This window comes from Reinekea sp., from assembly GCF_046710285.1.
Taxonomy (GTDB): domain Bacteria; phylum Pseudomonadota; class Gammaproteobacteria; order Pseudomonadales; family Natronospirillaceae; genus Reinekea.
On the sequence record NZ_JBKEGY010000010.1, the window covers coordinates 36,473 to 50,333 of the forward strand.

Genomic DNA, 13,861 nt, shown 5'->3' on the forward strand with positions numbered 1-13,861 from the left:
TTTCAAGTTTGAAACTCCCACCGCTTTATGACACAGTAAAGCTCACCTAAAATAATAAAAAGCTCACACAATGAAACCTTTATACAGCGGCCTGTTTTTAATTTTTTCAATAATCTATCTTGCTCTACTGCCTTTTGATTCAATGGCTATTTCTTGGCTGATTAAAATACTACCTATTATCACATTAGCCGTTGCGGTGGTCGGTAGCGCAGATTTTTCAGGGAAAACTTTACTGCTATTAGCACTGGCGTTTAGTGCCTGTGGCGATGTCTTACTGCAACTGGATTATTTTGTACCTGGTGTGGGGGCGTTTTTATTGGCGCAGCTGCATTACGGCGTATTTTTTGTTCGCAACTGGTCTTCAGTCACAACTCGTTGGCCAATTTCAGTACTGCTACTAATTTATATGTTAGTCATGGCATTTCTATTAACGCCTCACCTAGGTGACCTTGTTGTGCCTGTTTTTGCTTACCTAGTTGTCATTGGCTTCATGGGCTTTTTAGCAACCCAATCTAATATGCCTTTATTGTGGGCGGTATTGGGCGCATTTGTGTTTATTTTATCTGACTCCTTTATTGCCATTGATCGCTTCTTGAGACCATTGCCTTTTAGCGACTATCTCATCATGGTTACCTATTACGGCGCCCAATGGATGATTATTCACGGTGCATTGAAGAAATTTAAATCGGCCTAGTGAGGGCCGATCGATAACGCCAGTACCATACTGAGTTGCCCTAACGAACGACCGGACTGCTTAACTAACTGGTTAAAATAGTCTTGCGCTGCCTGTAGATCGCGTTGGCTGGTCGGTTTTTTCGTTACAACGCCCGCGTTTATTAATGCGCGGGTAACATCGTCACTCAATACAAAGGTATCTTTACCAACCATTCTTAAAAAACGAGCACCACCGTCACCACCCAGATGCGCACCGTGCTTTTTAATGTAATGCCATAAACCAATAATGTTATCCGTTGGCCATTGCGCTATAAACTCGCCAAAAGAGCCATGCTGCTTAGCGACTTGTAACACCATGGTCGCGTTAATGGGGATTGTTTTCATTTTCCGCCAATGGCGAATCAACTCTTTATTCAGCATGAGCTCTTCAAAGCGAGCATCATCGATGAGCTGACAAGCCTGAGGATTAAATTGCCAAAAAGCCTCTTCAAATGCAGACCATCGGCTATCAACAACGGAATGTCTCATGCCCGCCCGAAATACACGCCGACTCAATAGGCTCAGATACTGAGAATCGGTAATGCTGCGCAGGTGAGCATCGGTTGCGGATTCAGGCAAATAGGAATCAATGATCTCACTTGAACCATGGTGAACAACCGCCTGATTCCAAAAATCTTCAAATGTCACAAAGGCTCCTCAAATTATTCTTTATCTAATTGCATAGACGCAGAGTTAATGCAGTACCTTAGGCCATCAGGACCGGGGCCATCGGGGAATACATGGCCTAAGTGAGCATCACAAGCCGCGCAAACGACTTCTGTTCTGACCATGCCATGGCTGGTATCGGTTATTTCTTTGATCGCACTCTTATCAAGAGACTCGTAAAAGCTTGGCCAACCACAACCGGCATCAAATTTCGCGGTAGAGGTAAACAACGGGGTTTGGCAACAAACGCAACGGTATATACCGTCACTTGTTTCATCCCAATAAATTCCCGTGAATGGCCGCTCAGTGTGTGCCTTACGCGTGACTAAGTATTGCTCTTCGGATAAGGCTTGCTGCCACTGCTCATCGGTTTTGACTATTTTATCGTTCATCTAAATCTCCCATAGATTTCATTCAGAGAATCTTTATACTCTAAAAATCACCCGTTGGATGACTCTAAGCCATTTTCAATAGGTACTATAACCCAATAGTTTTTTAATTTTAGGATTCTATCCCCCATGAAGGAAATACTTAAGTCGAACAAGCTGGCGAATATTTTTTATGAGATCCGTGGTCCGGTTCTTGATGAAGCCGCCCGCATGGAAGATGAAGGTCATCGAATTCTAAAATTAAACATCGGCAACCCAAAGCCATTTGGTTTTGATGCCCCTGATGAAATCATTACTGACGTTATCAAAAACCTACCGCATTCGGAAGGCTATTCTGAATCGAAAGGCATTTACTCTGCTCGTAAAGCGGTTATGCAGTACTACCAACAGCAACGCGTGCATAACGTTGATGTAGACGATGTGTTTTTAGGCAACGGGGCCAGTGAGCTTATTCACTTGGCCTGTACGGGTATCGTTAACGATAGCGATGAAGTACTGATCCCATCGCCCGATTACCCACTTTGGACCGGTGCTGTGACGCTCTCTGGCGGTAAAGCTGTGCATTATATATGCGATGAACAGTCTGACTGGTTCCCTGATATTGCTGATATTAAGAGTAAAATCACCGAGCGAACCCGAGCTATTGTGGTGATTAATCCGAACAACCCAACGGGTGCTGTTTATTCAAAAGAATTACTGCTTGAAATAGTCGAGTTGGCGCGACAGCATAATTTAATTATTTTAGCCGATGAAATTTACGACAAAATACTCTATGACGGAGCGACACACCATTGCTTAGCGGCGCTGTCACACGACGTATTGACTCTTACCTTCAACGGCCTGTCTAAAGCCTACCGATTATGTGGTTGGCGCTCCGGCTGGATGCTAATGTCCGGTCCAAAGCACTTAGCAAAAGACCTTATTCAAGGCTTTAACATGCTATCAAGTATGCGCCTGTGCCCAAATGTACCTGCCCAGTACGCAATACAAACCTCGTTAGGTGGCTATCAAACCATTAATGATTTAGTCGCGCCAGGCGGTCGTTTTTACGAACAGCGTAATCAATCTGTAGAGGCTATAAATAGCATTCCAGGGTTGTCCGTGGTCAAGCCAATGGGCGCGCTTTATTTGTTTGTGAAAATGGATAAAAAGAAATTCGGCTTATCAAACGATGAAACGATGGCCCTAGACTTACTCAAGCAAGAGAAAATATTGGTTGTACATGGTCGAGGCTTTAATTACCCCGATGTTGATCACTTCCGCATGGTGTTTTTACCACCAAAAGAAGTACTTACAGAAGCTTCAGAGCGGATGACACGCTTCTTCAGCAACTATAAGCAAGATTAATTATGTTAGATATTCACATTACCGAGTTTTATAACGACAGCGCACGAATATTATTGAGCTTATATCGGGCCTTTCCTCGCCAGGTATCGATGTACGTTGAAGACATCAGCGGCATTGATACCCCAGATGAATACGGCATGCACAGTGAAAGACATTTAGGCTGTTTTAATACCTTCATGTGGTTAAAAGAAGAAGGTTTATTGCGTTTTTCTGACATAGAACGTCAAATTGGTTTTGACCATTGTGTACTAACGTTGGAGGGTTTTCGCTGGCTCGCTAACTTTGATAACGAAGGCGGTCCTAGGTTTGTTGATGCATTAGAGTTGGCCATTAAGGAGGCAGATTCAATGCTCATTGAGCAACTGATGAAGTCCATTCTTCAAGCACAGTCGAATATCAAGCACCCTACCTAGCGGCTGGTAAATTAAACCCATAGGGCCGTAATAGGTTAGCTAAGGCCTCTGGGGCATAATTCACAGTCATAGAGGCTATTTCTCTGCGCGTTGGGTATTCTTTTCTTAAAGCGTCAAATACATCTGATTCAATACCAACTTCTCCAGCTGATATTCTCATGGTTGCTGTGTCCCGAGCTGGGTCATACAAGGCCAATACTATTTCACTGGCCCAAAGCGCAATGTCTGCTTTTTTAAAAAGTCGCGCGTCTATGCTTGGTCCTACTGGCAAAGTAATGCTTTGATCCAAGGTTAGCTGAAAGGTTTTGGCCAAAGCATGAGCCAACATTTCAGTGCCTTTATATTTCCCTTCTAAACTGTAACCCGCTACATGGGGCGATGCCAAATATACTGCATTGAGTAATTCTGTACTTATCGTTGGTTCATTTGGCCATACATCAAGCACGACATTCAAACCTTGAGTGGATATGGCACTAAGCAGCGCGGCCTCGTTAATAACGGGACCACGACCGGCATTTATTAGCCAGCTTCCTTTACGCATTTTGCTCAACGCTTGCGCATTAATCATCTGATCTGTTGGGAACAAGCCTTCAACGGTATGCGGGGTGTGTAAACACACAATGTCACAAACACTCAGCAGGGTTTCCATTGATTGATGTTGATCGAGTAATCCATCTGCATGCTTTAATGGGTCACAAACCATAAGGGTGCAACCAAGTTGTTCTAGGCGCTTAACCACGGTAGAGCCCACAAGCCCCACACCAATAACACCGATAACTTTCTGCATCCAGTTCACGTCATGGTCATGATGTAATCGTGACAGCACAGCCAACAGCCAATCGGTTACCGATTGTGCATTGCAACCTGGTGCATGATGAAAATGAATGTTTTGAGTCGATAAATAAGCTTGATCAATGTGATCAGTGCCAATGGTTGCACTACCAACAAACTTTACTGGAGTGTTGTGTAGAAGAGATTCATTAACTTGAGTAATGGAACGAACCAATAGGACATCGGTTTGGTGTAAATCTGCGGCGGTTAAATTGCGCCCTGCTTTGCGAGTAATGCTTTTGGCATAGGGCGCAAACCAGGGCTCAACATTGGGCATATTTTCATCAGCAACGATATTGAATTGCATCTGAAAAACACCCCTTAAGAGTTTTTAGGCTCTTCTGCCGTTTCGTCAGTCGTTTCAGCGTTATCTAAAGCAAGTTCAACTTGCTCTGCTTCAGTTTTTGTTTCTACTTCATCTTCAACGACTGTAATTTCAACTTCAATTTCAGGACCGTCTTCAGTTTCAGCAATTTCAATAGATGAAACTTCACCGACTAGGCCAACATCTACATCGTCTTCTTCAACAGCTTCTACTGCAGGAATTTCAGTTGTTTCAGTTGCAACGACAACATCTGCGCTGACTTCTTCAGCGGCTTCGTTCGCCGCGTCCGCATCTGTATCAGCTGTTTCTGCATCTAACTTGCGTTGTGCAATGGCATCAATAAAGGCTTCATCACTAACCCAAGCGGCAGGAATTTGTTCAACTGAGATTTTTGCTTTGATGTATTCTTCAATCGCCGGAATTTGGAAAGAGTCATCTTCACAAGCAAAGCTGATCGAAACGCCTTTTTTACCGGCTCGGCCAGTTCGGCCAATACGGTGAACGTAATCTTCTGCATCTTCAGGCAAGGTATAGTTAACGACGTGAGACACGCCATCAATGTGAATACCACGGCCGGCAACATCGGTTGCGACCAGTACGCTGAATTTACCTTCTTTAAAGCCATCTAAGGTACGAATACGCTTGTTCTGAGGCACTTCACCTGACAAGACCTGGCAGTTAATGCCATCAGATTTCAGTTTTTCAGATAACTCACGAACAATGTCTCGACGGTTAGCAAAGACCATCACTCGATCGGCTTCTTCTTCGCTAACGATACGTTTTAGTACTTGGTATTTTTCATCGGCAGACACTAAGTAAACATGCTGCTCAACATCGTCAGAAGTTTTGATTTTTGGTTCAACTTCAACGCGGACAGGATCATTTGTCCAACGATCAACCAAGTTCAAAATATCTGGAGAGAATGTCGCAGAGAACATCAGAGTTTGGCGGTTTTCATTGCGCGGCGCGGCGCGAACAATGGTCTTAATATCTGGGATGAAGCCCATGTCTAACATACGGTCTGCTTCATCGATCACTAATAATTCAATTTGATCTAGGAACACAGACTTACGGTTCATTAAGTCAATCAAACGACCAGGGGTTGCAACAAGAATGTCGCACCGCTGTTCTGCTAATTGCTTCTGTTGCTTCTCAAGATCCATCCCGCCAACAGCAGACACCACTTTCAAACGGCTAAATTTTGTTAGTGCGGTTGCATCTTCAGCAATCTGCAACGCTAGTTCACGTGTAGGTGCCAAAATAAGTGAACGTGGCTCACCAGAATATTGCTCTTCTAAGCGATGCTCTAGTAAATCTGTGATCACAGTAATTAAGAAAGCAGCGGTTTTACCCGTACCCGTTTGTGCTTTACCAATGCAATCATAGCCCGCTAACGCATAAGGCAGAGTCATGGCTTGGATTGGGCTGGCGTATTCATAGCCTACTTCTTGGATAGCACGCATTAGCGCGATTGGTAAAAATAGATCGTGGAACCGTACTTTGCCCTCAGCTTCTTCTACTTTGAACTGAGAGATGTGCCAACGTGGCCGACGGAAACGTTTGTTTTGAGTAGTCACTAATAATTCACTTCTTTAAAGTGGTTAAGAACACTGGGATTCTTCAACCTTGGTTACATTTATTGGCTTTTCTAACGCCATTTAAGGAGAAACTTGGCTTTGAACATCAAGTTTCCGTTTTCATACCGGATTTGAACATCGGCACTAAGATATCAGGGGTCGAATTCGAATTGTCCTAACCCATGACGGTCTATTTTCAGAAGTCGCCGATTGTAGCCTATTTTTTAGCTAGTCTCGACAGTGTTTTGCATTTACTATTCCGAATTAATGACTAACCGCCCTAAACTTCCAAAAGTGAGTGAAATTACCCCCTATGTTAAGCCTCTACACCACCAGTGCCATCCGATTTATTTTCCTATTTGCTCCGTTTTTCGTGGTGTCTATGTTTTTGGTGATGACTCATGGCGAATCATTAGAATCAAAGCGCAATACAGCGATTAGAGCATGTTTAGCAGCAACGGCTATGGGAGCGGTACTTTTCTTTGCGGGGCCACTACTTTTCAGCCTTATTGGCATCACTTTAGATTCATTTCGTATTGGTGCAGGTGCGCTACTATTTTTGACCGCCGTTAGCCTAGTGAACAATGGCACACGATCTCATGCCAAGGGGCTACCCAATGAGCAAAGAGATGATATTTCGGTTGTGCCTTTGGCGATGCCAATTATCGTCGGCCCCGCCACAATTGGTACGATATTAGTACTGGGTGCTGAATTACCCACCCTATTCGAAACCTTTATCGGCTTCTTAGGAATGGCAACGGCGATGATTGCCCTGGGAGTAATGCTGATTTTATCAAACTGGCTTGAAAACCTGCTGGGAACGACGGGTTTAAATATTTTATCTAAAATAAGCGGCCTTATTTTAGCCGCTATGGCATCTGATATTGTATTTACCGGTATCTCTAATTATCTTGCTTAAGCTTGCGCAACAACACAGAGGTATCGCAACGGTTCATACCCTGTGCTTGCAAATCTTGATAGTAACCCCTTACTTGCGTGGCGACCGGTAAGTTTAGGTCGTTTCGCTTTGCTTCATCAAGACAATATCCCAAGTCTTTCACCATCCAATCAATGGCAAAGCCAAAATCAAACTCATCTTTAGCCATGGTCAACGCCCGGTTTTCTAATTGCCAGCTTTGCGCAGCACCACCGGCTAGAACTTGCTGAACCTTTTCTATATCAAGGCCTGTTTTTTGCGCCAAAGCGATGCCTTCTGCTAAACCTTGTAAAATACCCGCGATGCAAACCTGATTGACCATTTTACAACGCTGCCCGCTGCCTGCTTCACCGAGCAACTGCCAGCCCTTGCCATAAGCTTTAAAAACGGCCTCTGCACGAGCAAAACTTTCTTCAGTTCCACCACACATAATGGATAACTGACCGTTTTCAGCACCCGCCTGACCACCAGAAACCGGACCATCAACAAAACCACCGCCTGCTTCAGACACGGCTACATTCAGCTCAACCGCCAACTCAGCCGAGGTCGTGGTGTGATCGACCACCAACGCACCCGCCTTCAAACCTGCCAAAATACCTTGGTCGCCATAAAAAACCGACCGTACGTCTTCATCGTTACCCACACAAACCAAGACAATATCGGCCTGGACAACTGCTTCTTTGGGCGTTACCGCACTCAAACCACCAAACTCAGCAACCCATTGCTGCGCCTTAGCCGCAGTACGATTATAAACCGTGGCCTTAAAACCCGCCTTTTGAACATGACCCGCCATTGGGAAACCCATGACACCTAAACCGATAAACGCAACATTCTTCGACATTCGAATCACTCTTTTTGTTTGGTGGAATTATTTAGCCATGGTGCCAGAGAAGTTAATTGGGTGGAAATGGAAAGCGGTTTTTAGCTGCTGGCTGCGAGCTTCGGGTTTAAACATAAGGGCGGTACTGTAACAAAAGTAACCTTGAACGAGGGATCTGAGCCTTTGAAAGTGAAAAAGAATAATTGTGTGGCTAAGACGAACTAGAGTTGGCTATGGACGTAATCTACCGCTTTTGAGCTTACTCGAAGCTCGAAACTCGCAGCCTAATACAGTTTTCAATCAGATTCCGGCGTGGGTGAGGGGGTGAATTTAAAAGTGAATGACTGTTTGAGCGCAGCGAGTTGTTATGAACGGCTTAAATTTACACCGGAGCCCAAAAGCTGGCATCGTGCCACAGACCTAATGATAGCGGTCTGGTTTACATCCTTAATTCAAGAAATCACAGCTGGCATTTCGGCTACTAAGAAATCGATGAAGGCTTTTGTTTTAGCGGGCATGTATTCCTTTTCGGGGTAAATGGCATACATAGGTAGGCCCCCTATTGGTTTATAGTCGCGCAACACAGGGACCAATACGCCTTTGTTGATGGTATCGCCCAACAGGCTTTTATCGATCAGTAATATGCCCATGTTTTGTGTTGCGGCGGAGACAAGTGCACTGGCATCATTAATTGTAAACGAGCCATCTACTACGACTGTTTCTTCACCGGAATCGTTTAAAAACGTCCACGTATTCATTGAAGTCTTCGCATTGCGATAATAGATGCAATTGTGATTAAGAAGATCTCTTGGGTGCTTTAACGGCGGGGCCTGTTCCAAATAAGCAGGGCTTGCGCACAATGTCCAAGATAAATCACCGAGTCTTCTAGCGATTAAACTTGAATCGGGCAAAAAGCCGATTCTAATCGAAACATCTATGCTCTCACTGACCATATCTACAAACCGATCTTCAAGCTGTAGATTTATTTTGATCTTGGGGTAACGCAGTAAAAAGCGCGAAATGAGCGGCACCAAATGCTTACGACCTTGGGCGCTAGAGCAAGATACCTTTAATGTGCCCGCAATCTCCAATTGGTAGTCTTCGCTGATGTGTTCAATGGCTTGCATGGCTTGTTCAACCTTTAAAGCCTCTTTTAATACCTGCCGTCCAACGTCCGTTAGCATGATTTTACGCGTCGTTCGTTTAAGCAACCTTGCCCCAACTCGCTGCTCAAGTGCCGCCAGCTGCTTACTCACTGAAGATCGACTCATGCCCAACAGTTGTGCTGCGGCAGACAAACTACCTTGCTTATTTATAACCGTAAACAGAACCAATCCATCAACTTTATCGTTATTAACAGCCATTTTTACGCTTATTGTATCGAATATCGAAACAATATAATCGCAATTAACAGGCTAATCAAACCAAAATAGCAAGCGTACTATGAACCCACCTTAAACAAACGAACCCTATTGAGTAAAAATATGAGTAAATTAATGAAAGCAGCACAAATAAACGGTTTTGGCGATCGCAGTGTCATTGAACTAAACAATATCGAGATACCCACGCCAGGTGCCGATGAAGTATTAATCAAAGTAAAATCTGCCGCGGTAAACCCTGTTGATTGGAAAATACGCGAAGGCTACCTTCAAGGTATGCTAAACCACCCCCTGCCACTGACCCTTGGCTGGGATGTTTCAGGTGAAGTCGTTGCACTGGGCGACAAGGTCACCCAGTTCAAAATAGACGATGCCGTTTATAGTCGACCAGAAATTACAAAAAACGGTAGCTTCGCTGAATTCATGACCGTAACCGCAACCGAAGTCGCTCTGAAACCAACGTCTTTAACTTGGCAGGAAGCCGCCGGTGTACCCTTGGCCGGTTTAACGGCGTGGCAATCACTCTATGAAATTACAAAGCTACAAAAAGGTGAGCGAGTTTTAATTCATGCGGGTTCAGGTGCGGTAGGCCAATTTGCAATTCAACTGGCAAAACTCCGTGGTGCTTATGTTTATACCACGACTTCAGCTAGAAACATTGAATTAGTACTCAGTCTAGGTGCAGACCAAGCGATTGATTATCACCAAGAAGATTTCTCAGAACTGCGTGATTTAGACATCGTGTTTGACACAATTGGCGGAGATACGTTAGACAATAGCTGGGTAACATTGAAGCCAAGAGGTCGATTAGTCTCTGTAGCAAGCCTACCGAGCGAAGAAGTTGCCGCTAAACATAACGTCAATGCATTCTATTGTTTTGTACAACCTAATAGTGAACAGTTAACCGAAATCGCAAAGCTGGCCGATGCTGGGAAATTTAAAGTGAACATCGACAGCGAATTCACTTTAGACCAAACTAGCCAAGCACATGAACGCAGCGAAACTGGCCGAGCTCAAGGGAAAATTATCGTTAACGTTTCTGCTTAAGCGTTTAGCTCTTTATTACAACGGCGCAATATAGCGCCGTTTATTTACCTACTACTCTCCTGCCTCAACAAACTTTTTAATATCTTCAAGGTCGGCATCGAGCATTTTTGTCATTGATTTTTTCATTAAAAAACCCATCACTGACGACATAAACCGACCAAATTTTGAATTAGACGTCGCCGAAAACTCCATCCCTAGAATCGTCTTATCACCATTTTCTCGCACAGACATTTTAGTCGTGTAAATAGCGCCATGATTCTCTGCTCGCGTATAGTAATATGACTCAGGCTTACTTTCTGTAATCCACATAGTCTCTAACGCTTCTTTGCCAAACATCTTCCGGGTTTCTTCCCATTTCAGACCGACAATGCCATCTTCAGGTTTATGTAGGACGTTAATTTTAACAATGCCAGAGATCATTTTGTCGCTGTGTTCAATATCGCAAATAGCCGACCAGACTTGCGCTACGGGGCTATTAATTTCTTTCTCTACCGTTACATGCATGGCTTACTCCTAAAGAATGTTTAGCGAGACTTAACACTAGGGGTGATTTGGTTTTTGTGCAAATTCCGAGGGCGACAGTTTTTGGGCTAAGGCGACAACCCATCTGGTCGTCCAAACGCTTCTATTTCTAACAGTATGTGAGTCAAAAAAGTTTCATTTTTCTTAGAAAGATGATCTCGATTTGGGTACACCACATAAAAACCGAAGGGGTCCGCGCGACTATGACTTAACACTTCAACCAGCTCGCCAGAGTCTAAAAATGGCATCGCTTCATATCGACTCGCATAGGTGTACCCCTGTCCTGCTTTCGCGGCTAACAGGCATTGCGTGGCATCTTCAAAAATTAATCCCGTGGTTTTAGGTTGTAGCGTATGCTCTTGAAAGCGCCATGGTAATGAACGTCCTTGAGCACCGGTAGCAATCAATGCACGGCTAAGTAGCTCTGGAGGTTCCACTAAAGGCAGGTCATCGACTAAAACATCGGGTGACACAAAGACACCATAATGAATGCTAAAAAGGCGTTTCGAGATTAAGCCTGAATCAGGCAACGGCCCTTGCCGAAAAGCAATGTTTAATCGATGCTCTTGAAAGTCGAGGTAATCATTGCTGTGAATCAGCTCTATATCGACCTTGGGGTGCATCTGTCGATATCGGATTATCCATTCAGTCAGCGGCCCTCTGGCAAAGCTACTAGGCGCAGTAATGCGCAGTGCGCCTGTTGCTTCAGCTTGCATACTGTCATTCCAATCCACTATTTTCGCTTGCGCTTCGCTCAGTTGTTTAGCCAGTGGTAACAAGCTTTCACCTTCTTGAGTCAATGACAATGACCGAGTCGTGCGTAATAGTAGCTTATAACCAAGAGACTCTTCTAATTTGGCAATGCGCCGGCTGATGTTGCTGCTAGGTTGGCGCAAACGTTTTGCAGCACCGGTAAAAGACCCCGCATACACCACCTCTACAAACCAACAAATCGATTCAATATCCAACCTTAATCCCATTAATGAGTTAATAAAACCCAGTTTAACCCACTAATAGATTAATAACAGCTTAGTTAAAGTAGCGCTTTAATCAGAGTGACCCTACTAGGAGAAGAAAATGAGCATTATTTCAGTGATTGGTGGTACCGGAATGCTAGGCGCGCCTGTCGCAAAACAACTTAAAGCAGACGGTTATCAAGTACGGATTATTTCGCGAAATAGTCAAAAAGCGAAAGAACAATTAGGAGGCGATTTTGAATATCGACAAGCCGATTTACAAGATGTGTCGAGCCTAAGGTTAGCACTTGCAGGCAGTGACTGTGTGCACATAAACGCCAGCGGCCAGAGCAAGAAAAGTTACTATCAAAACCATGTAGTCGGTACGCGCAATATTTTGGCCGCTTTGCAAGGCCAGTCTCTGACAGCTATCAGCATGATATCAACGGCCTCCGCTTATCCAGAATATGATGATCGTTGGGATAATCGCTACAAACTGGAAGCGGAAGCATTATTAAAAGAAAGTGGGCACCCATATTTGGTGTTCATGCCTAGCTGGTTTATGGAGTCGTTACCCTTGTTCCAGCAAAAAAATAAACTCATTCATATTGGTCCTTCAACTCAGCCGATTCATTGGCTAAGTGCCAAAGATTATGCAAAAACAGTCAGTAACGCCCTCCAGGATAACAGTTGCCGCAACCTTCGCATGCCCATTTATGGACCAGAAGGCATCACCATGAAAGAAGCGGTGAACCGTTACGCGAAAGTAGCTCAACTGACAGTGCAAACAATGCCGGTGTGGCTGGCGAAAACGCTTGGATTCATTCTTCGTGATGAATCATTAATCGATGCTGCCGATTTAATGAAACATTATGACCGAATAGGAGAGCAAGCGATTAGTCATGCGGTGCGTACTGAAACCAAGTTGGATCAGTGGCTTGGGCAAGTTTTGTAGGTATCGAATGTCGCTTAATTAAGAAACGGCGCAATGTGAAGCGCCGTTTAAACCTATGATATTAAGCTCTAAACATTGCAGTATTGTGCAGCGACCGCTGAACCTAAGCGTGCGTTGTTGAGTACCAACTGAATGTTACTGGCTAGACTGTCGCCACCGGTTAACTCGGCTACACGTGCAAGTAAGAACGGTGTTGATTCTTTACCAGCAATGTTTTGCTCCGCAGCTTCTTTAACGGCTTGTTCAACGGCGTTTTTGATCTTGTCGCTGTCCATCGCGTATTCTTCTGGAATTGGATTGGCGATCACTACACCACCGTTTAATCCCATTTGCCATTTAGCCGCTAAGAACTGAGCAATCTCTTCTGGACTATCTTGGCGATAGTCAATTGAGTGCTCGCTTTCACGCGTATAGAAAGCAGGTAGGCTATCTGTTTGGTAGCCTAAAACAGGTACACCTAAGGTTTCTAGGTATTCACGTGTTAGGCCTAAATCTAAAATTGATTTCGCGCCTGCGCAAACTACAGCAACATTTGTACGACCCAATTCTTGCAAGTCAGCAGAAATATCAAAGGTTTGCTGTGCGCCACGGTGAACACCACCGATGCCGCCGGTTGCGAATACTTTGATGCCGGCCATGTCAGCAATAATCATAGTAGCGGCAACAGTCGTTGCACCTAATTGCTTGTTTGCAACAACGAAAGGCAAGTCACGGCGTGAACACTTTGTGACGCTCATGCCGGCTTTGGCTAGAACGTCAATTTCTTCGCCGCTTAAGCCAACTTTTAAGCGACCATTAATGATCGCAATGGTTGCAGGTGTTGCGCCGCTGTCACGTACAGTTTGCTCAACAAGCTTTGCCGTTTCAGCGTTTTCTGGCCAAGGCATACCGTGAGAAATAATGGTACTTTCTAATGCAACAACTGGCTTATTGTTAGCAAGGGCTTCAGCAACGTCTGGGTGGATATCTAAGTATTGATTCAT

General features: G+C 44.5%; 15 protein-coding genes. 6 read left to right on the top strand and 9 right to left on the bottom strand.

Going from position 1 to position 13,861, the window contains the following annotated elements; genetic code table 11:
* Positions 1–70: 70 nt before the first annotated feature.
* Positions 71–694, top strand: coding sequence for a lysoplasmalogenase (locus ACI882_RS08800; protein ID WP_411743478.1), 624 nt, complete (start codon positions 71–73; stop codon positions 692–694).
* Here the strand turns inward: ACI882_RS08800 and ACI882_RS08805 are convergent.
* Entirely contained in the window at positions 691–1,362 is a 672-nt protein-coding gene (locus ACI882_RS08805; protein ID WP_411743477.1) for a DNA-3-methyladenine glycosylase I, read from the bottom strand. The genes ACI882_RS08800 and ACI882_RS08805 overlap by 4 nt on opposite strands.
* A 14-nt stretch (positions 1,363–1,376) precedes the next feature.
* Positions 1,377–1,772, bottom strand: coding sequence for a peptide-methionine (R)-S-oxide reductase MsrB (gene msrB, locus ACI882_RS08810; protein ID WP_411743476.1), 396 nt, complete (start codon positions 1,770–1,772; stop codon positions 1,377–1,379).
* Between the two features lie 126 nt (positions 1,773–1,898).
* Here msrB and ACI882_RS08815 point away from each other — a divergent pair, with 126 nt between their 5' ends.
* Entirely contained in the window at positions 1,899–3,116 is a 1,218-nt protein-coding gene (locus ACI882_RS08815) for a pyridoxal phosphate-dependent aminotransferase (RefSeq protein WP_411743475.1), read from the top strand.
* Positions 3,117–3,118: 2 nt separating this feature from the next.
* The gene (locus ACI882_RS08820) at positions 3,119–3,529 is read left to right on the top strand and encodes a hypothetical protein (protein ID WP_411743474.1); all 411 of its coding nucleotides are present in this window, start codon (positions 3,119–3,121) and stop codon (positions 3,527–3,529) included.
* Here ACI882_RS08820 and ACI882_RS08825 read toward each other — a convergent pair.
* Positions 3,522–4,667, bottom strand: coding sequence for a 4-phosphoerythronate dehydrogenase (locus ACI882_RS08825; protein WP_411743473.1), 1,146 nt, complete (start codon positions 4,665–4,667; stop codon positions 3,522–3,524). The genes ACI882_RS08820 and ACI882_RS08825 overlap by 8 nt on opposite strands.
* A 14-nt stretch (positions 4,668–4,681) precedes the next feature.
* Positions 4,682–6,262, bottom strand: a complete 1,581-nt coding sequence (gene rhlB / locus ACI882_RS08830) for an ATP-dependent RNA helicase RhlB (protein WP_411743472.1) — start codon at positions 6,260–6,262, stop codon at positions 4,682–4,684.
* Positions 6,263–6,575: 313 nt separating this feature from the next.
* Here rhlB and ACI882_RS08835 point away from each other — a divergent pair, with 313 nt between their 5' ends.
* On the top strand, positions 6,576–7,181 hold the full coding sequence (locus ACI882_RS08835; RefSeq protein ID WP_411743471.1) for a MarC family protein: 606 nt from the start codon (positions 6,576–6,578) through the stop codon (positions 7,179–7,181).
* On the opposite strand, the gene ACI882_RS08840 is transcribed toward ACI882_RS08835, so the two are convergent.
* Positions 7,165–8,040 carry an NAD(P)-dependent oxidoreductase gene (locus ACI882_RS08840; protein WP_411743470.1) on the bottom strand — a complete coding sequence of 292 codons (876 nt, stop codon included), beginning with the start codon at positions 8,038–8,040 and terminating at the stop codon, positions 7,165–7,167. The genes ACI882_RS08835 and ACI882_RS08840 overlap by 17 nt on opposite strands.
* A 431-nt stretch (positions 8,041–8,471) precedes the next feature.
* Positions 8,472–9,383, bottom strand: coding sequence for a LysR family transcriptional regulator (locus tag ACI882_RS08845; RefSeq protein WP_411743469.1), 912 nt, complete (start codon positions 9,381–9,383; stop codon positions 8,472–8,474).
* 120 nt (positions 9,384–9,503) lie between these two features.
* On the opposite strand from ACI882_RS08845, the gene ACI882_RS08850 reads away from it, so the two are divergent.
* On the top strand, positions 9,504–10,445 hold the full coding sequence (locus tag ACI882_RS08850) for an NADP-dependent oxidoreductase (RefSeq protein WP_411743468.1): 942 nt from the start codon (positions 9,504–9,506) through the stop codon (positions 10,443–10,445).
* 51 nt (positions 10,446–10,496) lie between these two features.
* Here ACI882_RS08850 and ACI882_RS08855 read toward each other — a convergent pair whose 3' ends face one another.
* Together ACI882_RS08855 and ACI882_RS08860 are read right to left on the bottom strand one after the other, a co-directional pair.
* Positions 10,497–10,949: an SRPBCC family protein gene (locus ACI882_RS08855; protein WP_411743467.1), complete on the bottom strand. Its 453-nt coding sequence runs from the start codon at positions 10,947–10,949 to the stop codon at positions 10,497–10,499.
* An 86-nt stretch (positions 10,950–11,035) separates the two neighbouring features.
* Positions 11,036–11,935: a LysR family transcriptional regulator gene (locus ACI882_RS08860; protein WP_411743466.1), complete on the bottom strand. Its 900-nt coding sequence runs from the start codon at positions 11,933–11,935 to the stop codon at positions 11,036–11,038.
* A 109-nt stretch (positions 11,936–12,044) separates the two neighbouring features.
* Here ACI882_RS08860 and ACI882_RS08865 point away from each other — a divergent pair, with 109 nt between their 5' ends.
* Positions 12,045–12,878 (top strand): SDR family oxidoreductase, encoded by an 834-nt coding sequence (locus ACI882_RS08865; protein WP_411743465.1) that lies wholly within the window; start codon positions 12,045–12,047, stop codon positions 12,876–12,878.
* 68 nt (positions 12,879–12,946) lie between these two features.
* Here ACI882_RS08865 and ACI882_RS08870 read toward each other — a convergent pair whose 3' ends face one another.
* The gene (locus ACI882_RS08870; RefSeq protein WP_411743479.1) at positions 12,947–13,861 is read right to left on the bottom strand and encodes a pseudouridine-5'-phosphate glycosidase; all 915 of its coding nucleotides are present in this window, start codon (positions 13,859–13,861) and stop codon (positions 12,947–12,949) included.